At 40.4% G+C, this 21,607-nt stretch carries 29 protein-coding genes; 15 read left to right on the plus strand and 14 right to left on the minus strand.

Translation table 11 applies throughout. The features are described 5' to 3' along the window. Positions 1–33: 33 nt before the first annotated feature. Both HYW21_06900 and HYW21_06905 read right to left on the minus strand, forming a co-directional pair. A complete protein-coding gene (locus HYW21_06900; GenBank protein MBI2549049.1) occupies positions 34–390 on the minus strand; it encodes a hypothetical protein in 357 nt (118 codons plus the stop codon). A 4-nt stretch (positions 391–394) separates the two neighbouring features. After that, positions 395–700, minus strand: a complete 306-nt coding sequence (locus HYW21_06905; GenBank protein MBI2549050.1) for a 50S ribosomal protein L21e — start codon at positions 698–700, stop codon at positions 395–397. 200 nt (positions 701–900) lie between these two features. On the opposite strand from HYW21_06905, the gene HYW21_06910 reads away from it, so the two are divergent. The 7 genes from HYW21_06910 (at position 901) to HYW21_06940 (ending at position 6,328) form a co-directional block, all read left to right on the plus strand. Beyond that, positions 901–1,551 carry a hypothetical protein gene (locus HYW21_06910; GenBank protein MBI2549051.1) on the plus strand — a complete coding sequence of 217 codons (651 nt, stop codon included), beginning with the start codon at positions 901–903 and terminating at the stop codon, positions 1,549–1,551. 1 nt (position 1,552) lies between these two features. Beyond that, on the plus strand, positions 1,553–2,404 hold the full coding sequence (locus tag HYW21_06915) for a 50S ribosomal protein L10 (GenBank protein MBI2549052.1): 852 nt from the start codon (positions 1,553–1,555) through the stop codon (positions 2,402–2,404). A gap of 64 nt (positions 2,405–2,468) precedes the next feature. Further along, positions 2,469–2,777, plus strand: coding sequence for a 50S ribosomal protein P1 (rpl12p, locus tag HYW21_06920; GenBank protein MBI2549053.1), 309 nt, complete (start codon positions 2,469–2,471; stop codon positions 2,775–2,777). A 66-nt stretch (positions 2,778–2,843) separates the two neighbouring features. Beyond that, entirely contained in the window at positions 2,844–3,770 is a 927-nt protein-coding gene (locus HYW21_06925) for a hypothetical protein (GenBank protein ID MBI2549054.1), read from the plus strand. 58 nt (positions 3,771–3,828) lie between these two features. Continuing rightward, positions 3,829–5,268 carry a hypothetical protein gene (locus tag HYW21_06930; protein MBI2549055.1) on the plus strand — a complete coding sequence of 480 codons (1,440 nt, stop codon included), beginning with the start codon at positions 3,829–3,831 and terminating at the stop codon, positions 5,266–5,268. A gap of 13 nt (positions 5,269–5,281) precedes the next feature. After that, positions 5,282–5,497 carry a hypothetical protein gene (locus tag HYW21_06935; GenBank protein ID MBI2549056.1) on the plus strand — a complete coding sequence of 72 codons (216 nt, stop codon included), beginning with the start codon at positions 5,282–5,284 and terminating at the stop codon, positions 5,495–5,497. Between the two features lie 96 nt (positions 5,498–5,593). Continuing rightward, positions 5,594–6,328 carry a hypothetical protein gene (locus HYW21_06940; GenBank protein MBI2549057.1) on the plus strand — a complete coding sequence of 245 codons (735 nt, stop codon included), beginning with the start codon at positions 5,594–5,596 and terminating at the stop codon, positions 6,326–6,328. A gap of 98 nt (positions 6,329–6,426) precedes the next feature. On the opposite strand, the gene HYW21_06945 is transcribed toward HYW21_06940, so the two are convergent. From HYW21_06945 to HYW21_06970, 6 genes are read right to left on the minus strand one after another with little or no spacing between them, the layout of a single operon-like run. Then, entirely contained in the window at positions 6,427–6,612 is a 186-nt protein-coding gene (locus HYW21_06945) for a 30S ribosomal protein S27ae (protein MBI2549058.1), read from the minus strand. Between the two features lie 53 nt (positions 6,613–6,665). Next, positions 6,666–7,004, minus strand: coding sequence for a hypothetical protein (locus HYW21_06950; GenBank protein ID MBI2549059.1), 339 nt, complete (start codon positions 7,002–7,004; stop codon positions 6,666–6,668). 4 nt (positions 7,005–7,008) lie between these two features. Next, positions 7,009–7,197: a DNA-directed RNA polymerase subunit E'' gene (locus HYW21_06955; protein ID MBI2549060.1), complete on the minus strand. Its 189-nt coding sequence runs from the start codon at positions 7,195–7,197 to the stop codon at positions 7,009–7,011. Between the two features lie 34 nt (positions 7,198–7,231). Beyond that, the gene (locus HYW21_06960; GenBank protein MBI2549061.1) at positions 7,232–7,819 is read right to left on the minus strand and encodes a DNA-directed RNA polymerase; all 588 of its coding nucleotides are present in this window, start codon (positions 7,817–7,819) and stop codon (positions 7,232–7,234) included. 5 nt (positions 7,820–7,824) lie between these two features. Further along, positions 7,825–8,181, minus strand: a complete 357-nt coding sequence (locus HYW21_06965) for a hypothetical protein (GenBank protein ID MBI2549062.1) — start codon at positions 8,179–8,181, stop codon at positions 7,825–7,827. A gap of 55 nt (positions 8,182–8,236) precedes the next feature. Continuing rightward, positions 8,237–9,040: a TIM barrel protein gene (locus tag HYW21_06970; GenBank protein ID MBI2549063.1), complete on the minus strand. Its 804-nt coding sequence runs from the start codon at positions 9,038–9,040 to the stop codon at positions 8,237–8,239. A 119-nt stretch (positions 9,041–9,159) separates the two neighbouring features. On the opposite strand from HYW21_06970, the gene HYW21_06975 reads away from it, so the two are divergent. Next, the gene (locus HYW21_06975; GenBank protein MBI2549064.1) at positions 9,160–10,026 is read left to right on the plus strand and encodes a hypothetical protein; all 867 of its coding nucleotides are present in this window, start codon (positions 9,160–9,162) and stop codon (positions 10,024–10,026) included. Positions 10,027–10,164: 138 nt separating this feature from the next. Beyond that, entirely contained in the window at positions 10,165–10,851 is a 687-nt protein-coding gene (locus HYW21_06980) for a DUF483 domain-containing protein (GenBank protein ID MBI2549065.1), read from the plus strand. Here HYW21_06980 and HYW21_06985 read toward each other — a convergent pair. The 5 genes from HYW21_06985 to HYW21_07005 all read right to left on the minus strand — a co-directional run bounded on the left by HYW21_06985 (position 10,848) and on the right by HYW21_07005 (position 13,177). After that, the gene (locus HYW21_06985; GenBank protein ID MBI2549066.1) at positions 10,848–11,024 is read right to left on the minus strand and encodes a ribosome biogenesis protein; all 177 of its coding nucleotides are present in this window, start codon (positions 11,022–11,024) and stop codon (positions 10,848–10,850) included. The genes HYW21_06980 and HYW21_06985 overlap by 4 nt on opposite strands. A gap of 1 nt (position 11,025) precedes the next feature. Further along, positions 11,026–11,805 carry a translation initiation factor IF-2 subunit alpha gene (locus HYW21_06990; GenBank protein ID MBI2549067.1) on the minus strand — a complete coding sequence of 260 codons (780 nt, stop codon included), beginning with the start codon at positions 11,803–11,805 and terminating at the stop codon, positions 11,026–11,028. A 10-nt stretch (positions 11,806–11,815) separates the two neighbouring features. Beyond that, positions 11,816–12,001, minus strand: coding sequence for a 30S ribosomal protein S27e (locus tag HYW21_06995; protein ID MBI2549068.1), 186 nt, complete (start codon positions 11,999–12,001; stop codon positions 11,816–11,818). Positions 12,002–12,046: 45 nt separating this feature from the next. Further along, positions 12,047–12,355 carry a 50S ribosomal protein L44e gene (locus HYW21_07000; protein MBI2549069.1) on the minus strand — a complete coding sequence of 103 codons (309 nt, stop codon included), beginning with the start codon at positions 12,353–12,355 and terminating at the stop codon, positions 12,047–12,049. A gap of 66 nt (positions 12,356–12,421) precedes the next feature. Then, on the minus strand, positions 12,422–13,177 hold the full coding sequence (locus HYW21_07005) for a DNA replication complex GINS family protein (protein MBI2549070.1): 756 nt from the start codon (positions 13,175–13,177) through the stop codon (positions 12,422–12,424). A 134-nt stretch (positions 13,178–13,311) separates the two neighbouring features. Between HYW21_07005 and HYW21_07010 the strand changes: the two genes are divergently transcribed. Beyond that, positions 13,312–14,541: a hypothetical protein gene (locus tag HYW21_07010; protein MBI2549071.1), complete on the plus strand. Its 1,230-nt coding sequence runs from the start codon at positions 13,312–13,314 to the stop codon at positions 14,539–14,541. A gap of 56 nt (positions 14,542–14,597) precedes the next feature. Further along, on the plus strand, positions 14,598–15,794 hold the full coding sequence (locus tag HYW21_07015; protein ID MBI2549072.1) for an AraC family ligand binding domain-containing protein: 1,197 nt from the start codon (positions 14,598–14,600) through the stop codon (positions 15,792–15,794). A 116-nt stretch (positions 15,795–15,910) separates the two neighbouring features. Here HYW21_07015 and HYW21_07020 read toward each other — a convergent pair whose 3' ends face one another. Next, positions 15,911–17,692: a cation:proton antiporter gene (locus HYW21_07020; GenBank protein ID MBI2549073.1), complete on the minus strand. Its 1,782-nt coding sequence runs from the start codon at positions 17,690–17,692 to the stop codon at positions 15,911–15,913. A 119-nt stretch (positions 17,693–17,811) separates the two neighbouring features. On the opposite strand from HYW21_07020, the gene HYW21_07025 reads away from it, so the two are divergent. From HYW21_07025 to HYW21_07040, 4 genes are all read left to right on the plus strand, one after another. Then, positions 17,812–18,888 carry a 50S ribosome-binding GTPase gene (locus tag HYW21_07025; protein ID MBI2549074.1) on the plus strand — a complete coding sequence of 359 codons (1,077 nt, stop codon included), beginning with the start codon at positions 17,812–17,814 and terminating at the stop codon, positions 18,886–18,888. Positions 18,889–19,167: 279 nt separating this feature from the next. Further along, on the plus strand, positions 19,168–21,021 hold the full coding sequence (gene gatE / locus HYW21_07030; GenBank protein ID MBI2549075.1) for a Glu-tRNA(Gln) amidotransferase subunit GatE: 1,854 nt from the start codon (positions 19,168–19,170) through the stop codon (positions 21,019–21,021). Between the two features lie 136 nt (positions 21,022–21,157). Further along, entirely contained in the window at positions 21,158–21,376 is a 219-nt protein-coding gene (locus tag HYW21_07035; GenBank protein ID MBI2549076.1) for a small nuclear ribonucleoprotein, read from the plus strand. Between the two features lie 31 nt (positions 21,377–21,407). Beyond that, entirely contained in the window at positions 21,408–21,572 is a 165-nt protein-coding gene (locus HYW21_07040) for a 50S ribosomal protein L37e (GenBank protein MBI2549077.1), read from the plus strand. Positions 21,573–21,607: the final 35 nt, after the last annotated feature.

Below are 21,607 nucleotides of genomic sequence, written 5' to 3' on the forward strand. Positions count from 1 at the left end.
AGCACGGTTACTTTTTGCGTGAATAGAGAAATCTTATCCTTTCCCCGGTACAACTTCCTTGACGACACTGACGATTTTTTTCATATTATCGTTGTTAATCGTCAGAGGATAGGCCGAAAGAATAACTTTGAGATCATCAACTGTTTCTGGAAGAATATCAACAATTTTGACAATATGGCTGTCTCGCAAGCGAGGAATATTCAATTCAACTAATTTTTTTTTTAACTCTTCTTCTTTTTTTTGATCGAGATGAGCAAACAGCTTAAGATAATCCTCTGTTTTTTGGGTACGAAGATTGAGGTCTTTGTCACGTTTCTTAATGGCTTGTACCTGCTGCTTTACCTCACCCATTGTTAGCGCAACTTCAGTAAGAATTGTTGGTTGAACCATGTGATCATACCTTCGGTGTTTGTGCCTTTTGGAGATGAACGGGATGGACTATCAGTGTTTTTTTCTTTCCCTGATCATTAATAACGACATGATAACAGTGTCCTGTTTTTCCTTCAACAATGCCAGCTAATCCATGATACCGTGGAAAATACATCCCTCGCTGGATACTTGGTTCTGCTTTTAAAATAACTGCATCGCCCTCTTGAAATACTTGGAGATATCGTGTTAAGCTAAGCTTTCCTCGTTGACGTAAACCCTTACTTAGTTTATATCGCGTTTTTCTTCGAAATCCACCAACACGTTGTACCATAGTTAAACCTCTTGAATGGTTTGGAGAATTGGGACGTTATATTTAAAGCTGTCGAAAAGCTCAGCTCTGAAAGAGCTTCACAAAACCAGTACATTTATAAATGATACCAATATTCCGTGTCCCAGCAAATAGCGTAGTCATTTACAGTAATCCCGTAGACTACTGTTTATTTTGACAGTAGGAGGGTGGAGGAAATCCTGATGGATAAAAAAAAGCTTAAAGAAGCCATTACTAAGCTTAAAGAAGGTAAAATCAAGCGTAATTTTAAACAAAGATTTGATCTTATTCTTACCTTGCGTGGCCTTGATCTCAAAAAGACTGATGAGCAGGTAGATTTCTATGCAAAGCTCAACTATCCAACAGGTAAGCCAAAAAAAATTTGTGCTTTGATTGGACCTGAACTCAAGGAAGAGGCTGCTGTTTGTGATCAAGTGATTATGAGCGATCAGTTTGATGCCCTTGCTCAAGACAAAAAGGCACTGAAGAAATTAGCCAGGTCATGTGATTATTTTATTGCCCAATCAAACATTATGCCAAAGGTTGCAACCGCATTTGGAAAGGTCCTTGGTCCTCGGGGTAAAATGCCAAACCCTAAGGCAGGATGTGTTGTCCCTCCAAAAGCGAATCTTAAACTCTTGTATGATCAGCTTCAAAGGACCGTGCGTATTACCGCTAAAACCAGCCTGATGGTACAGGTTCCTGTAGGCATCGAAGATCAAATAGAAGAGGAAGTCGTTGAAAATATCCTTTCGCTGTACGATCAAATTATTCATCATTTGCCCCAGGAGCAACAGAATGTTAAGGCTGTTTTGCTTAAGCTTACGATGTCACCAGTAGTGAGGGTAGTCTAAGATGGCACACGTCGCAGCATACAAACAACAAGAGGTTAAGGATCTCACTGAACTCTTTGAATCTTCTCCGGTTGTTGGTATCTTAAACATGGAGAACATGCCTGCTCCACCATTACAAAAAATGCGGGCACGGTTACGGGGTAAGGTTGTTATCCGTATGAGTAAACGGAGGTTGATGAAGCTTGCGCTGCAGCAGGCCAAAACAAAGAGAAAAGGACTTGAGATTTTAGAGCAGCATCTGCAAGGAATGCCTGCATTGATGTTTACCCAAGAAAGCCCCTTTAAACTTGCTCATATTCTTCAAAAGAGTAAATCAGCTGCACCTGCAAAGGCCGGTCAAAAAGCTCCAAGGAATATTACGGTAACTGCGGGACCAACGCCATTTTCACCAGGCCCGATCATTGGAGAACTTGGTCAAGCAGGAATCCCCGCAGGAGTTGAAAATGGTAAGGTTGTTGTTAAGAAAGATACGGTTGTTGCAAAAGAAGGTGATGTGATCACACCACAACTAGCCGCGTTACTTGCTCGTTTAGGAATAGAGCCTATGGAAATAGGGTTAGATTTGACTGCTGCTTATGAAGATGGACAGTTGTATACCAAGGCGGTTTTATCTATTGATGAAGAAACCTATCTGACGCAACTAGCACAGGCTGGACAGTGGGGAATGAATCTTGCCTTAGAGCTTGCATATACCTCTCCGGAAACTATTGTTCCTTTGGTGGGAAAGGCATATCGTGAAGGTAAGGCCCTTGCTATTGCCCAGGATATACTTACTGATGCAACGGTTGGCAATGTCCTTGCCAAGGCACAGGCTCAAGCACATGCATTACAATCTCTGGTAGGTGCTCAATAAACAATAAGCTATCGTAGAAAAAGAAAAGCGGAATAAGATAATAGATAATGAGGAGGTTATAACCATGGAATATATCTACGCTGCAATGTTGATTCACAAAGCTGGACAGAAAGTAAACGACGCGAATGTGACTCAAGTGTTGGAAGCTGCAGGCGTAAAACCAGATCCTGCACGGATAAAAGCGCTTGTTGCTGCTCTTGATGGTGTCAATATTGATGAAGCGATCCAAAAAGCAGCAGTGGTCCAAGCAGCAGCTCCTGCAGCGGCAGCGCCAGCAGGCAATGACGAGAAAAAAGAAGCAAAGAAGAAAGAAGAAGAAGAGAAGAAATCTGAGGAACAAGCAGCAGCAGGACTAGGTGCATTATTTGGTTAAATGCATTCTTTTTATTTTTTTATGATTCTTTAGGTTGTACTGATATAAGTGAATTGGAGTGACAGCATGCTCACTGGAATAGAACCGAAAAAGTTATATGATGATATAGCCCAACAGCGAAAGGAAATAACGCAATTGAAGGAGACGCTCGATCATCTCAATGAACAAAAGGAAGTGTGGTTTGCAAAGAAAGCAAGCCTTCAAGAAACGGTTTCTCAGCACCTTCAGGAATTAAGAGAACAAAAGCACCAGCGGAACGTCTTAACTACCGAAGTACGTCAGCTCAAAGAAGAACGAAAAAAAATTCATGAGGAGATTAAAGCAAAGATTCCTTTACTCCAAGAACAGAAGAAGAGTAAGCAAGAACTCATGAAAAAATATCCCTTTAAAGAAGATCCTTCTACAGTAACCAGCAGAATTGCTGCCTTAGAGACAAAGATTGAAACTGAACCAATGTCTTTTGATCGCGAAAAAGAAATCATGAAGAAGATCAAAGACTTAAAAAGAAGATTCGCTGAGGTTAAAGATATCAATGAGGTCAGTACTCGCATCCATGCAATTGCTGGTGAGCTTAGGGAATTTCGGAAAGAGGCTGACAGGGTTCATCAAAAGATCCAGGAAAAGGCTTTGGAGAGCCAGAAGCATCATGAGGCTTATCTTCAGAGTGCTGAAAAAATAAAAGAGCTGCGCAGCCAAGAAGAGGAAGCGTATAAACAATTTGTCAGTTTTAAGCAGCAATTTAGCGATGTTAATCATCAATTGAAGACTAAACTTGATGAGGTCAGGGCACTTCAGGAGAAAGTTTCTGAGCAGAAACTTCATGCAAGAGAAGAGAAGGAAGAAAAAACAAAACAGCGTATTGAAGATAAAGAAAAGATTGTTCAAGAGAAAATTAAGAAAAGACAAAAGCTCACCACTGAAGATCTCCTCGTCTTTCAAAAAGCAGAAGAGAATAAGGAACAAGAAACGCCCGGTAAGAAAGAATTTAAATAGGTTTATATAGTAACGTTTTCTTAATGTAGCATATAGTACGTTTAAAAGAGGTGATTATATGCAATCTCGTACCAAGGTACTCTTCGTGCTTATCATTCTTATAATTTCTTTTTTTGCAGTTCGTGTTTCTGCAGTTGGCTGTGATGTTTCGGTGACACCCACGGTTGTCGAGGTTGTAGATGGTACGGATCCAACAGTCAATACAGCCAAGGTTACTGTCTCTGGACAGGGGTCTGCGAGTGGATTCTCAGAAGCCACGAGGGTTGAAGTAAATTGTAATATTTATGGAACAAAACCTGGTGCTGAGGAAGATGTCGTGCGTGCAACGATTTCAACATACACGCCAACTGAGTTATCATATACTGATGCGATTTGTGTGTACAAGTCGTCAGAGAGAGATGTCGACTATAAGGTCAGTGCTACCATTAAACTGGACGACATCGTCTGCACGGGTGGTTTTTGCTTCAGTACTATCTCTTGTAGCAATAAAGAAACTGATAGTTATGCTGTGGTAACTGTCAAAGCATCCACTCAAGAATCTAAACAACAGGATGAGATAGTCCCTATGTCAAACGAGCAGTGTGGCAGCTTGAACCAAGCACCCTGTACTGCTTGTCCATCAGGAAGCATCTGCTCAAGTGGTTGTCTAGAACCCTATGTCAAGAAGAATGGGTTATGCCTTGCCTGTGATCCTGGCTATGTTTACAGTGGTGGAGCCGGAAGAGTTGCCCTTTGTCTAAAATGCGGCGGTGAATTACTTTTTGCCTGTGGTGCACCAGCTCCAAATGGCAAAACGTGTGATCCAGGTCTAACCGTTGACTCAAGCGGAAGATGTTTTAAGCAGACGAATACCGACCAAACAAACACTGGACAAACAACTGTAGAACAGACGAGCAGTGAGAGGGAGATGAGGTTTGGGTTGGATTGGAAGTGGAGTTTGATTGGCGTACCCTATGGCGAGATCTCAAGCGAAGATCATGCATGCCTTTCAAAGATATATTATTACGACAAAACTCAAAGAAAGTATCAGAAAGTTACTGATTTAAAAGACAAGAACTTAATTGGAAAAGGATTATGGGCGATGAGACCAGCAAAAGGTGTTGGAGGGTGTACTATAAAATACACGGGTAAGTTCTTAGCCTCGCAAACAATAGAATTGAAGAAAGGATGGAATCTGATAAGCGTTCAAACAGAGAGGGGCATAGACACGTCAAAGGCAACAAGTTGCACGATTACCGGAGGGCCATATATGTACAGTGGTTTTATTGAAAATGGGAAAGCACAAGGATATGTGAAGCGAGACAATTTGAACTTTGGGAGTGGTTATTGGGTTAAAGTGGCTGACGATTGCAGATTGATCAGCGAAGAGGAGGAAGAGGCACCTCCGGCTGCTCCAGGGGAATCAGAGAGTGAGACCCCCTCTGCCTCATCTGGGAGTGGCAGTACCATTGAACCTTCTGGAACACGAGGGAGGAGGTTTATAGCAGATGCAGGATAAAAGTGGTGATAACATGAAAAAAAAGAGCATGGGAAAAATACTGATGATTTCATTGTTCATGGTAGTTTTTGTTGCAATGCTCTTGGTAGCTGGTTGTGTTAATACAAATACCTCTGACGACCAAAGCAGCAATAATACAGGGCAACTCGATGATGAGACACCCCCAGCACCTCCAGCAGAGGATGACGATCAATTACCTGCACTCCCTGAGGATGATGGGTCTAGTTGATTAAACCATTGAAGTCGAAATGTTCTAAGAACCGGTCACTTAACAGTAGTAAATGAAGGAACATTTATATACTAATCATTCTATTGTACCTATAAAATGCTCAGAAGGGACCTCTTGCGATTGGTAGTAGGTAGTTTGCCAGTTCTCGCTACTGCTTCTCCGTTAGAAATTTTGGCTTCTGATGGTTCTTCAGAAGGCACAGGTATTAAAAACACAGGTATTAAAAACTTACGAGTACAAAATGGTCGTGATATTTACATTACCTGTCCTGCGGTAGCCTTGCCAAGGGAGTTAGGGGATACCATAGCAAAACACATTAATGCAATTATGGAGAAGGGCTACGCCCGTCAATTGAGCAATTATGATTTTTTTCATGGACATCTTTTGTTTGATAAGGATAATACATTTAAAGATCCATTCGATTGGGAAAACGGGGCAAAAGAGAGGTGTTTCACGTTAGATGATTATTTCTCATCGGTAAGAGCGTTTCTTTATCATACGAGAGAATATCTTAATGAATGGGTTCCTAGATCCGATAAAAATGTCCCACGAAGCATTGTTGGTTTGATGGATGGTTCAATAAAAATTCCTGAAATAGAGAGTGAAATGTATAGGCAATACGGCACCGTTTATGGATGTGACCAATTTACGGTTGATGGAATGATGAATCAGTGGCAAGAGGAAATACCTCTTTTGAGCATTAATGGTCATTTGTATCGGACATTTCCTAAATTTCATATCGAACCTGATAAGCACGGGAGATTTTCTCTCAATAATGGACAAAAATACGAACTTTATTTAGTTCTGAAAGAGGAAAGCAAAAATAAGTAATGGGCAACTTGTAATAGAGGACAATAGTTTTTAATAAATTTTTCTTCTATTATAGATGGAGATGTTTTCAGTACCCAGTAACCATTACCAAGATTATTTTACTTCTGCTGGAATTCGACATACGCACATTTACCGCAGGTTAATCGGTTTTTGTGTGCAGCAAGGAATACGCCAGCACCACATTTTGGGCAAAATTTTCGTTTTCGTTCGATTTTATTTCCAGAAATCGTATAGGCTTTGTAAGCCTTCATACATCGTTTTGGTTTTCGTTGTTTTTTTGCCATGGTTAGTCTTCGAGTATTTTTCAGTGGATAAATCGTTCAGTTTTCGTTAGTAATTATTTCTTTTTCTTTTCTTCGGATTTTTCTTGAGGCTTTTTCTCAGCTTTCTGTTCTTGTTTGTCTTTTTGTTGTCTTCGGAGCGCATAGGGCTCTTCTATCTGTGCTAAGTCTTTTGCTGTTTGGTAACAGAAAACAGTTACCTTTGCTTTTCCAAATCCAAATACTGGTTCAATATGCTTGACAACAACTTGCTCAGAGTTCCATTGCTGATGGGTACAAACTTCCTTTTTAATATCTACACGTGATGGTGTTGTTCCTGTGTACGTTAAATCATACTGTACTTCGGTTCGTGCAAGCAAAGGCACATCTTTTTTAGTTACGAGTTTGAGGTCCATGGTATTAGTTCGCCTTAATGGCATATTCTCCAGTCGTTGTTACTCCAATTTTTTTTGCAATCATTGATTTTTGAGCATCGATATAGGTAATTCTCCCATGCCAATTCGTGGTAAATTGGCTGGTTTTACAGTAAGGACATTCATCTCCATCAACAAAATGTCGACAATTTTTGCATACTTTCTTTTTTGCCATGGTTTCACGACACGTAGCTTATTTTCCTAAGGCTTTATTCTTTTCTACTTTTTTCTTCCTTTATTTCTCGAGAATCAGACTTTTTTTGTGAAAGATCTTCTTTGGTCCAGTCTAATTTTCCTAACCCTGGTTGGCGCATGGTTAATCCTAATTTAAGGTTAGTAATATCTTTGTAACTTATCGCAATAATACGTGCTCTGCATAAATCATTGGGTTTTAAACTTCTTTTTGAATCCTTTCCTAAGAGGACTTTATCTTTACTGAAACTGACAAAATCATCCATGGTTTGACTGATGTGGATCATTCCTTCCATTGGTCCAATTTGGATAAAAGCACCAAAATCAACAATGTCTTTAATCCTTCCTAGAACTACTTCCTGGATCTCTGGTTTATAGGCGAGAAGTTCAAAGGTCGTTTCGTAATAAGAAGCACCATCTCCGGGAATGATAATTCCTTCCTTTATTTCTTTGATTGCACAGACGTCGATAACAATACCGAGGTCCTTAGAAACATATCCTTCATATTTCACTTTAATCTGTGTGGTTACTGCCTCGCTTACCACTAACCCGAATAAACGTGGTGGCACTCTGATATGGTCCTTGACTTCGATTTTGTAAAACATGCTTCTTACTCCATTATTAAATATTTTTGTTGTCTCATCACCATGCGCTTGGCATGTGCTTCTTGTAAACGTCGCTTCAATTCACGATCATTTGTTGCAATGATGTACTGGTCTTTATGCTCTTTAACAAGCGAGACAATGGCATCATCAACCGTGCTCTGGGTCATGGGAATGACCATGAGTTCTTTTGCTTGGATAAGGCACAAAGCAAGCTTTGCAGCCCGTTTATCTCCTCCTTTTTGAGTTTCAAGGATTTTTTGAAGCTCTTCAAAGGTTTTTTCCATGATACAGAGCTTATAAGGAAAATGACATATCCTCTGTATCTCACTGAAGATATCCAGGTTAAATTGGCCTGGAATCATCAAAAAGTTTGTGTCTAAGATTATTTTTAAAGGTTTCTGCATTATTTATAAATCTTTATCTTTTTTTGCTTTTCGTTCTTGCTTCTTTTGCATCAGCGATGATGCGTGCCATGGTTAATGAATCTTTCCATGTAATTGGCGACTCGCTGATAATCGTAATATCCACGTTACGTTGGATAATCTCCTGAGCAATAGGCTTGAAAAAGGATTCCTCTAACTCCAGATGATGACTCTCTCCTTTTTCCGTATACGCAATACCGGAACAATGTGCATGAAGATGAGAAAATTCATGCAGACTATTAAAAAGTTGCGTAAAATTGATTTTTCCCATGCTCCTTGCATACAGATGGGCAAAGTCTACGCACAAACCACACTTCAGCTCGTGATGGAGCTTGAGTAGCTCTTCCATATCACCAAATTGACTGTGTTTTCCACTGGTCTCTGGTGCTAGTATTGTTTTCCATCCTTTTTGAGTAACTATCTCTTGGACAGAGCGTATGGCATGCTTTACCAATGCATAGACCTCTTTTTTATCTTGTCCTTGATAATATCCTGCATGAAAAACAATGTGATCAGCCCCTAAGTCATGGCCTCGTTCACAGGAGTCAAGGATGCGCTGCTGCGATGCCTTTACTTTTTCAGGGTCTGAGGAAGCAAGATTGATGTAATAGGGAGCATGAATACTTAATCTGATTCCTAATTCTTTTGCAAGAGCACCTGCTTCACTTGCTGTTTTCTTGCTCATATGAACACCACGGACAAACTGCACTTCTTGCGTTGTCAGACCTAATTTCTTTAAACGAGGTAGTGATTCCATAATGCTCTTTCCACAATTTCCTGCTGGGCCTAACCAGATCATGACGTGTTCAAGAAAAGCAAAGTATATATGCGTTTCTATTTGGTGAGGTAAGCGTTTTGCAATACAAAAGCTTATATAGCTGCATGACGTGACTTTTTCCACAAAAAGTGGTGTTGAGCGTGGAACAAAAGCAGAACATTGTTGATTTTTTTGAACAAGTAAAAAACTACCGCATCACTCTGTGGTTTGAACAGCTTACTTTTTTACGTATTCTGCTTGCATGGATCATTATCGTTGTCTCTTTTGGTGTGATGTATCATGTTTTTAGCGGTGAACAAGGGTATCTTTTTTCGGTCCACGGCGCCACAAAAGTAACAAGCGTTTTTGACGCTGTTTATTTCAGTTTTGTTACTGCCACCACCACGGGTTTTGGAGATATTGTTCCGGTTGCCTCTTTTAAAATCATTGCCATTGCTGAAGTGATCTTTGGGCTCTTGCTCCTTGCAGTTGTTACCTCAAAACTCGTTTCTCTCAAACAGGATGTTATTTTAAGCGAGCTCTATGAGTTTTCCTTTAGTGAAAAAATTACCCGGCTGCGTTCTTCATTACTCCTGTTTCGTCAAAGTCTTGACCGAATGATGAGTAAGATTGAGGATGGAGTGATGAGGAGCAGAGATACCAATGACATTACCGTTAATCTTGCTTTGCTTGAGAGCACATTAAGCGAAACCGCAAGATTATTGGGAAAAAGAAAACAACATCAATTTGTCAAAAAGCTTGATGCGGTAAACACCGAGCTTATCTTTAACAGCATCCTGAGCTCCTTTGAGAAATGGTATGAGCTCATGGTCTTGCTTGATCAAAAAACCCTCAGTTGGAGAACAGAACAACAGGTCTCACAGTTGTATCATTGTTTGGATATAGCGAACGATCTCTTTAATCAACTCGATACATCTGCGGGAATCAACGAGGATCTTCGTGAGGACCTTATCAACAGAAAAAACATCTTAACCAGCATTATCAAGCAGAAGATTACTGAAAACTAAGCAATTTTAAGTATGAGTTTATTCAGAACGTGTTAACCTTAATTCTGGGAAAATTGTTTTCTGAGATCCACAAATTTGAGCATCTAGAAGTAGTGACAGAATAGCAATATTTAAATAACAACATACAATACTAAGGCAATGAATCTATACAAACGTATGGAATGGCAGTCATTGAAAAAAATTGAGAGAGCACAACTCCTACTCGTCATTGAAGGACTAAAGAGAGGTGCTATTATTGAGGGGAATTGGACATATTTTATGGATATTCTTGCCCAAACAGGTCTCAGTTACGTGCTAGATACCAGCGAGTATAGTTTGTATCCAGTCGTTAAGGTAACACAGCCAGAAACTTTGGAAGAATTCAATAGGGGGTGTTTGACTCTTTCTGCAAAGACAACCGTGGCTGAATATAATCGAATTTTAGGATGGCTGCTGAATTATCCTGAATGTTGTACTCAAGAATTTGTGAAAGAAAAAACTCATGAACAAAAAGAGGCTAAAAGAAAAGGGCAGTGTCATTTGAGTTATAAATTCGGTCAAGAGCTTGACGCCAAGATTAAAGCTGAAGGAAATTATCCAGATATTTTTGATTATCGACCAGCAACCTTTACACCGTGCGGAATAGAATGTCCTGAAGCGACAAAAGTTTTAACTTCATGGAAAGAAGCAATTGATGCTCTTGATCCTGAAGCTGGCAGAGAATTAGTTTATTATAATAGACTTAGTCTTCCTCAACGATTAGCACACAAAGAGTATTTACACCAAGAAAGACAGCGAAGAGGTTTGGAGTGTCGATTACAATTACTAAGAGAAAGTGTCCTTTAAACTAATCCCTGGGCTTTTCTCTCTGCTTCTTTTGCTTTTCTTCGATAGCTTGCATAGGAATCGTCAGGACTGTATTTCATGGGTTTTGGATTCTTTGTTTCCTCACCACATGCACAACGTTCTCTCAAAGAATACGTTCCGCATTGAAAACACTTTCGAATAACATTAACCATCTTAATCAGCACGAACAAATTCGCCGAATCCACCCTCTTTTTTGAGATAGCCTAATGAAGCATCAACTGCTTTTTTGAGCATTGTTTCTGCAGCTTTATAATCTGCTGCAATGATCATCATTTCATAAGCACCGGCACCAAGATAACGAAGCGTGATGTGTTTGGGATTAACTGCTTCTGCTTTGAGAAGCACCTCTTGTACGGTACTTACTCCATTTGCTGCGTACGAGCCGATCTTGAACACACCTTTGATGGTAACTTGCGGGAGCTTTATACGCTGTTGAATTAAGGTCAAAAGATCATGTGATATATCTTTACCGAGATCAAGTTTAGTAAGTAAGGATGGAGTATGAAGAACTGCCTCAAAATAAGGATAAAGTCCAAGGTACTCTGCCTTCAGTCCTGTTGTTATCTTCCTATAGAGAGCTGGAAGATCTTGACGATGTTTCTTAGCAACCTGTTCAAGGATCTTTTCTGCAAGCTGTTCTTGTTTGATCTCATTGACCTTTGCTCTGCGTTGAATCTCAGTTACTCGACGCAACGAGAGATCAATATGACCTCGCTCTCGATTAATACGGAGAACTTTGCAGATGATTACTTTGCCTTCTTTGACAAAATCACGGATGTTTCGAATCCTTCCCGGACTTACCTCAGAAATATGGATCATACCTTGAAGTTCATATTCATCGAGGTTGACAAACACGCTATGGTGCTGGACAGAAGTAACCGTACACATGATCAGTTCAGATTCCTCAGGAAAACCAGTTTTACGTAACAGCATTGTTAAGAAATTAATCTAAAATCTCTAAAATTCTTGCTTTAATTTTTGACTTTCCACCAGTTGAATCGACTAATCCCTTGCCACAGACAAGACATGCTACCTTTGTGCTTACCTTTCCAAAGGTGATCTGTTCATTCTTGCATTTAGGACAACGAACTTTGATGAACTTTGAGACGGGTTCTTTTACTGTTGCCATAGTGATCACGTGTTTTTTCTTTCTGATATACTTCTCATGTACTTATTAAATCAGTTCTACCCTTTTTGCTCGTAGACCCATACGCTGGACATGAATTTTTTTACAAACAGCGCATTGATAACGAAGATCAGTCTTTTTCGTAACTTTTTTTCCTGTACGCTTGAATTTCGTGACTGCGGGTTTAGAATATCTTCCTAGATTTCCAAATCCACGAGCTTTTCCTCTTTTTCGTGCACGAAATTTTGAACCATAGGTTAAGGAACTTGCTGCTCTTTTTTTGTTCTGAAATACCTTGTGTTCAGTATGTTTCTTACAATAAGGACATAATCGTTGTATTGTTTTTGGAATCTTCATTGTAGAGTACTCTTTTTGTGGTGCATATCTCCACAAAGGAACAGATGAGGGGTTATTCACTTATATTTAAAGGTTTGGCTTATTTTCCTCTGGTTCTAGCTCCTTTTCTTCTGGCTCATATTTTCCCTTCTCTCCTTCTTCGTGTATCTCTTCTGCACGTCCTTTCTTCACTAAAAGGTCTGCTATCCTCGTTGGAAGATTGGCAATGTCTTCCTGCAAGAATGGTCCAAAAATTTCTAACTCAGGACCGACAAATTGAGGAACGCCATGTAAAAAGCGTACCATTTTTGTTGAGGATGGTACCGGCAAGGCTTCTTGTCTCTCAGCGTCTTTTTTTTCAGGAAAAAATGTTTGATGGAGCGAAGGAAATGAAGGAAAAATGCTTGCTTCTGGCATTTGAACCCCTTGAAGGAGGGGGAGTAGCATCTGGTAGCGCGATGCTTTAAGCAGAGCAATTAACTGATCACAAAGTCTTTTTTCTTGAGGTAATAGCGCTGCCATTTCCTGGGGAACATAATCAATTCGGGAAGCATCAATCGCAAGCTGGACAATTTTTTTCTCTCGACGATCATAAAGGTCTTTTAAAATCTGTTTAATATTTTCAAGTTGTCCCTCGGTCTTTCTGGCTTCCTCTTGCGAAAACGGGTTATTAGGATCTACTGTAGAAGAAATAGATTTCTTTTGGGCAATGTAGTTAGCAACATCCTCAGAAAAATTGCTCTCGAGCTTTTGAAGCTCAAGACGATTTTTTTCTCGACGTGACAGCTCAAATAATGTCTCATAGGTAATTCTCACTTCTATTTCTTTATGCTGCTGTTCCATTTTCCCCTAACTTCATCCCCTCACCTCATAAATCGATACGCCTATATAAATATTGTTAAGCACGGCTATAGAGAATGAGTTATCAACCAATGCAAACAACAAAATTTAAATAGATCACTGCTTGGATCCTTCGTATGGCCCTTACTCTTGATCTTACTCCCTCAATTCTTAAACGCGTACCCTCTTCCCTCCAAAAAAAGCTCAACGAAATACAAACCAAACCACTTCCTGCATTTGTTACCCATGAGCCAGACATTTATGGGATACGTGCTTTTGTCCAGCCATACCATGATTACCAAACACTTCTCTTACTTGGAAATGGTGGTTCTATTAACAATTTCATCGCACTCTATGAGGCATTAACTGCATGGCATAATAATGGTAAACAAGTCATTATTGTCAATACCAATGAACCAGAATTTATTACGAAGATAAAAAAGCGATTCTCAAACAAAGATTCTTTAGTGATGATGATCAGTAAATCTGGCGAAAACCTTGTACCGTTAGAAGCCTTATTCGCATTCCAGGACTATCATTGGGTTGGAGTCACTCAAGAAAAGAGTACGGTTGCGCAACTTGCAAAGCATTCTGGAGTACCGGTCTATATCCATCCTGATGTTGGTGGCCGTTATGCAGGGAGAACATCATGTAGTTTTGTGCCTTTAGCTTTTTTCAATCTTGATATTGAGCAAATTAATGAAGGTGCCCTTGCACTGTACAAAAAAAGTCATCCTTCAGTGCCTCTTACAGAGAATAAGGCCCTCCAGTTAAGCCTTTACCTTCTCATGCTTGAGGAACAGGGATATGGTGAGGTCTTTATGTCTTTCTACACGACTGCACTCACCGGGTTTCTCCCGTTAATTGTGCAGCTGATGCATGAAAGTGTCGCTAAACAGGAAAAGGGTCAAACTTTTTTTGGAGGCCTAGCTCCGGAAACGCATCATCATACGAATCAACGTTTTTTTGGAGGACCAAAGAATGTTGTTGGTTTGTTTGTGCGAGTTGCACGTCATCAGCATCTTACTCTCACAGTACCACAACATCTCCGAAAACTTCCCTTTCGCAAAGGCACGCTTGGTGACCTCCATCATTTAGAACTTGGAGCTGCCCTTCTCTATGAGTATGAAGGGACACGACAACATGCCCTTAAGAAGAAAATCCCGCATGCAGTACTAACACTTGATGCTGTTACTCCCTACACCGTTGGAGAACTTCTTGCGTTTTTCCAGTATGTTGCTGTCTATAGTTCTTGGTTGCGAGATGTTAATCCCTTTGACCAACCTGAGGTTGAATTTGCAAAATCAGTAAGCTTTCGCTTGATTCAACATGCTGCACAGGAGAAATCACTTCCTCAGAAGCAGTAGTCGTTGAAAAAACATAAAATCTAAAAATAAGAAAAGATATTCGAGAAAATAGAACTATGCCTCCTGAGATACTTATCCTTGAACCCCGATTGGTTAAAAAGATATGGGGAATTACGCAGAGCGAGCAATTTACCCATATTAAGGCACCGGCATATACTTCTATTGGCGAGGTCTATCTTGCCTCGGCCCAAACAACCCTTCCAGAAAAAGGGCAAGAAGGGACAATAGGAAATCGAGTTATGAATGTCGCTGATGGAACAAGGACATTACACGACATTTTTGGAACAAATCCGCAACAATTTCTCGGTAGAAGTTTCTCTTCATTTGGTACCTTACGCGGAAAAACAGAGGCATGGTACATCCGAGCGGTGCGTGGAGAAGTAAGAGCTATTACTGGTTTACAGAAGCAGGTAACGAAAGAGATGTTTGCAAAGATCATTGCTTCTGGTGTTCTTGAAGATAAAAACACCATGGAATCATTAGTACCAAGAATATTTACTACCTCAAAACTTGAGCCGGGACAAGTCTATATTAACAAAGCGAGAGGTCTCCATACACTTTGGCCCGTGACTCCTAATGCATTTGTTGTCATTGATGAAATTCAACAAGGATTTGGTACTAATCTCTTACCAACCCTTTCTAAAATTCTGCTGGTTCATGATATTTTATCATTACAGGTTCATCCTGATGACCTGTTAGTGCAACAAGAACAAGATCCCTTTATGAAGCAGCAGTACCTTGCTGAGCCGACCTTGCGTATTGCTGACTTTGGAAGAGGAAGGTCTTGTCATACGACAAAAGCATTGGAAGTTCTTCTCTTTGGAAAAATAACATGCTCACTCACGAAGCCCTTACGAAGAAAAATTATCAGCGGTGTGGAAAGGGTTCATCTTGTTGCCAATCGATATTTTGCAAAAGATCTCCTAACCATAACCAAGCAAGCTATGATTCGTCTGAGCACTGAGCAACGGTACATTATCTACCATGTACTTACAGGGAAAGTAAGTTTTCATTATAATCAAAAACATTGTAATCTTGAAGCAGGTCAAACGGTTTTTGTCCCTCCGCATATTCATTCCTATGCCATCAATGCCCATGAAGATACAACACTTCTTGGGGATTATGTGCCAGATCTTTTACAGCTTAAAGAGACATTACAACAGGAACGATTTGCTCTAGAAGATATCCGTCAGTTAGATGGCACTTGTTATCAAAACGATTTTGACAATCTCAATTATAGCAAAGGACACTAATAACCGTAACTTTATGTCCTTTGCTTATTAGGAAAAGACATACAAATTATTACGAAATTTAATGTTTTTTCCTATAATTCGCTCTCAACTCCTTTTTGGAGACGTTGTTCTCAAACCTATTCTTTCAAAAGCTTTGATTTTGCGATCTTTAATTTTTTCACGAATCCAGATTGATATTTCTTACTTAACTGTGTGAGGTTGGATTCGTGTTTTTTGGTAAACCCATAAATGAGGCGCGAAGATCGGAAAGCATAGATAAGGATAAGGGTGAGGATAAATACCTCTATAAGATAGGCAAATTCTGGTGTTATAAAAGCAAAGGTGCTTGGGGACACAATCAATATAAAAAACAATAAGAGAAGTATGATAACATGGTTGAATATTTTCTTCTCGCTCGATGCTTCTTGGGGATAAAGCTTGGTACAGCATTGTAATGTACGCCTTAATACATTTTTGGTACTTCGCACGACACGCAGTGTGGGAAATGAAGAGAGAAATAAGAAGAAAAGAAGCACCACTGCAAGCACGTACTGGCTTCCGATGATGGATGCGATAACCTCTCGGAAATATCGCCAAACAAAAACCCCTACAGCAGCAATGATGGTAATGGCAGTGATGTTATTAATTATTGCCTTTAAGTCCAGATCTATTTGTTTCATACTTATGGTATCCCTTATCATGGTTAGGGAGATACTACTAATAAACTTTGAAATAAGGGTCATGTTCTCCTGTACTGCTCGAGGGATTGACCGAGTAGTGAGGGTATGTATTTTTTCAACATGATTTATCAAGAGCGACATACTTATTGAAGAGAGAAAAATAATTGCAGCAGTTATGCTCACTAAATCTATACCTGACACTACGGATGTAGACTCTTTTGCAATTAACAGCGAAAATTCTCCAACAGATATCATAGCTAATCCGCTGAATACTGCTTGCCTACCGCTAACGTTTGCAAATAAATAGCTCCCCAGTCCGACACCGATATATTTTGCGACTATATTAATTATTAGAAGAACAAGGACAAGCAATAAGCTGGTCAATATCACTGAAAAGTTTACTATCGTCCCTATCGAAAAGAAAAAAAGCGAGGTAAAAGTAAGAATAAAGGGGTGTATTGTTCTCTCAAACTGTTTCGCATTAGGAAGTGAAGAAACAATGTTTCCGGCTAAAAATGCACCAACTGACGGAGAGAGATGAAAGAGGAGCGCCAGGTAGCTCATTCCTCCACACAAACCGAGAGAAATAAAGGTCGATGTTTCTTCAGTACTATACTTGCTCAGCCAATGGATAACCCGTCGTAGTATTCGTTGGAGGATAACATACGTTATCGCCATTAATGTGAGTGAAACAAGCAATCGAGTGGCAATGATGGGAATGGTTAAGTCTTCTCCATTGAGACTTGAAAAAAAGGTCAATGCAAAGACACCAAAGATATCTTCAATGATTAAGACGGTTATAAGCAATGGTACTTCTTCTCTTTTCGCCATCCCTTTTTGTTCAAGAACTTTCATGAAAACAACGGTGCTTGTTATCGATAGAATAACGCCAACAAAAAGTGACGTCATAAGGTCAAGCCCCATAACTTGGGCTGCTGAGTAAGAGAGAAAGAAAACCATCCCGAGTTTCATGATGGCAACGATTACTGCTCTTGTGCCGAGATTAAACAGATGTGCAAGACTAAATTCTATACCTAAGGTAAAAAGAAGCAAGATAGCACCGATCTGAATCGAAGCCTCAATCAAGAAATCATCTTGTACGAGGCCGAGCATATGTTGTCCTGTAATTGCACCGATTAAGAGCAAACCTAAAACCGTCGGTTGCTTAAACCTCACGGCAAGAACTCCCCCTATAATGGAAAAGAGAAAGATCAATCCTAGTTCTGTCAGGAAGGCCATAGTCATCCCTCAGAAATGAGAAGTATAAAAATCTGTTGCTTCAATCTCAGATGTTTCTAGGAAACAAGAACTTACCTTGATGCTAAAGTATTAAATACTCCATTGTTTTGCGTGTTCTGATGAACTTCCAAACGCTCATAACCATAGCGTCCTATCAGACCTATTTGGATGTTGCATTTCGTGATGGCCGAGAGGCAGCAACACGGGAACGTGCACGTACGAGACATCTCCAAAAGAGCAGAAAATACAAAGAGATTGGTTCGCTAGCAATCAAACTTATTAAAGAAAAAAAACGTGAGACTGCACGATTAAAGGCGATGCACAAGACCTTACGAAGCCAATTAGGAGCTATCCTTCGTGCCTACCCTTCGATCGATAATTTACCTCCGTTTTACCATGAACTTGTTAAAATTACGCTGAACTATACCCAGCTTAAGAAATCCTTAGCAAACATTCAATGGGTAATAGCGAAGCTGGACGAGCTTGCAAAATATTATCTTGATGTCATGAAAAATGCGCGAAACAAAGAACGAGTAGAGCGCTATCAGCGAGCTTTTTATGGCAGGGTTTCTTCACTTCTCCAACAGATAGACGCTTCGTTGCAGTGTCTCGAGACTGCGCGTAAAACTATGAGGAAATTTCCCACACTAAAGACCGAAAAATACACGGTTACTCTCTGCGGTTTTCCAAACGTGGGTAAAACAACCATTCTCACTTTGTTGACCAAAGCGGATCCAGATATCCAAAGCTATCCCTTTACCACAAAATCCTTAAACATTGGATATAGAAACATCAACAATCATTCTGTTCAGGTTATTGATACACCTGGAGCGTTGGATAGGCCCTTCACGATTATGAACGCTATTGAAAAACAGGCTGTTCTTGCCCTTACCTATGCAACCCATGATGCTCTTTTTGTTATTGATCCTACGGAAACCTGCGGCTATGCTTTGGAAAAACAGTTAAGTCTTTACACGAACTTTCGAGCACAATTCTCTCATTTGAATTTTCTTTTAGTCGTTAATAAGAGCGATTTGATCACTCCGCAACTCACGCACCAATTGCAGCAGGACTTACCAAAGGATGTTCATGTATTATCGATGAGCGGAAAAACCGGTGAGGGCATACCAGCAATCATTGCTTATCTTACTGAACGAGTTAATGATTTTCATCAAACAAACGTTACTAACGTTTGATCAAAAGGTGTAACAAATGTTGCACGTCGCGGCCTGCCTGTTGGTAGGATAGCCGCGTCAATAGCAGTGTGCTTCCTTGCGTGTGAACTGAGCGTATATACTTGTGGCGCTGACGAAGTGGGGGTTGGCCCCTCCGGGGTGCTTCGTAGGGTTGTGAACAACGTGAACAATCCGTCAGCCGCCATCGACGTGGCGTGTCTTTTAGGATTCGGATGTTCAGTTAAACACTTGACTTAAAAAAGAAAGATTTTTTAAAGAAGTGTGTTACCCTTCTCTGGTATGGAGATTGACTACGAAAAAATGGGTTTACGATGCGGTCTTGAAATTCATCAGCAGTTAAACACGCACAAGTTATTCTGTACCTGTCCTTCTCAACTCCGTGATGATCCTCCTGATGTTATTGTCAAACGAAAACTCAGAGCATCTGCAGGAGAAACCGGAAGCATTGATATTGCAGCCCAGCATGAAATGGCAAAGCAGAAAACCATTGTCTATGAAGGATATACCGATACGACTTGTCTTGTTGAGTTTGATGAAGAGCCCCCTCAACCGATGAATACTGAGGCATTGGCTATTGCACTTCAGGTTGCTTCTCTTCTCCATGCTATGGTTGTTGATCAAATACAAGTGATGCGGAAGATTGTTGTTGATGGCAGTAACACTACTGGATTTCAACGTACAGCACTTATTGCGCTTAATGGCACGCTTCAGGCTCCTCATGGCAAGGTTGCTATTCCTACTATTTGCATCGAAGAGGAATCAGCCAAGATTATTCAGCAGGATGCAAGTACGGTTATCTATCGTCTTGATCGTTTAGGGATTCCGCTTATCGAGATTGCAACTGATCCCAGTATTACTTCACCCCTCCAGGCACGAGAAGTTGCTGAAGAACTGGGCATGATCTTGAGAAGCACTGGAAAGGTACGGCGTGGCTTAGGAACCATACGGCAAGATCTCAACATCTCTATTCGTGATGGTGCTCGTGTTGAGATTAAAGGAGCACAGAACTTGAAGCTATTGCCTATGCTTGTGGAATATGAATGCATTCGTCAACGTAATCTTCTTGAGCTCAAGCAGGCGTTGCATGCCACCAAGATAATGAGAGAAGCACAAAAAACAATAGCCTCCGCTACTATCTATGACCTTACCCCTCTCTTGCAGCATTCATCAAGTAACGTCATTCAGTCAGCACTCCACTCAAAGGGTGGTGTTTATGGATTACCGCTTAGAGGATTTAAAGGAAACCTGGGAAAGGAGCTGCAACCAGGACGGAGATTAGGAACAGAGCTTGCTGATTATGCTCGAGTTCACAGCGGTGTTAAGGGATTGTTCCATGCCGATGAACTTCCTGGCTATGGTATTACACCAGAAGAAGTTACTCTGCTCCGCAAAAAACTTTCCTGTGCAGCTAATGATGGCTTCATTCTCATTGCAGATCAGCATGACCGTGCACAAGGTGCACTTGACATTGTCCGTAATCGTATTATCAAATGTTTTGAGGGCATTCCCCAAGAAGTCAGGCGAGCAAATGAGGATGGAACCTCTACCTATCTGAGACCTATGCCAGGTTCTGCTCGACTATATCCAGAGACTGATGTTCAACCCTTTATACCACAAGTAACTTCTCTTGAGCTTCCTGAACTGATTCGAGACAAAATCCAGCGTTATGTCATTACGTATAAGATTAGTAATGATAGTGCCGACCAGATGGCAAAGCGGGGTATTCAGTTTGATGCGTATGTCTCCCGATTTTCCCATATCAAACCACAACTCATTGCTGAGGTCTTTACCAGTTATCCCAAAGAGATAAAAACACGGTATGCAGTTACCTTTAATCCCTTTGACCAGTTATCATTAGTAGAAGATTTGTTTGTTCGTCTTGATAAGGGTGAGCTTGAGAAAGAAGCACTCTTTGAGATTCTCGTCCAGATTGCACAGGGAAAGCAGGTAGTGTATGAACAGTACAAGCCACTTTCGCGTAAGGAGCTAGAACAGGAAATAGGTAAGATTATTACAGCACATCCTCAAGGCCAGTTTAATGTTTTGATGGGAAAGATTATGGCTAAATATCGTGGCAAGGTCGATGGCAAGGAAGTGGCGGCATTCCTCAAGCAAAAGGGAATAGTGCCATAGGTTTACTGTTTAAGTTTTACTGATTGTATTGACTATTTCTGAGAAACTCGACTATTACAAAACATTTATATACTATTGACATTCTCCAGACAATACTAATAATATCACTATACGAGGGGTGACTTGTTATATGGAAATGTCGCGACCATTGGATGCATTAAATCATGCACGGAATAAGCGTGTCATGGTTGAGCTCAAAAACGGTAAACAATTCATAGGAAATCTCTATGCCTTTGATATTCACATCAACATTGTGCTGGAAGAGGGTGAAGAGCATATTGATGGGCAGCTGAAACGAAAACTAGGAAAAGTGTTTATTCGTGGAGATACCATCATCTTGATCTCACCGGCGTAATTCTACAGTAATGCTGCTATGAGGGATCGTCATGGGAAAAGGAACACCTGCACGGGGAAAACATAACAAAACTGCGCCACACATGATGTGTCGACGCTGTGGAAAGCATTCGTATCATCGGACGAAAAAGGTATGCGCATCCTGTGGCTATGGACTTTCTAGCAAACGAAGATCGTATGTCTGGCAAACACGGTAAGTCATTTTCTCGTCTGTATCTTCTGTCCTATTCTC

The sequence above is a fragment of the Candidatus Woesearchaeota archaeon genome, assembly GCA_016187565.1.
Taxonomy (GTDB): Archaea; Nanobdellota; Nanobdellia; order Woesearchaeales; family JACPJR01; genus JACPJR01.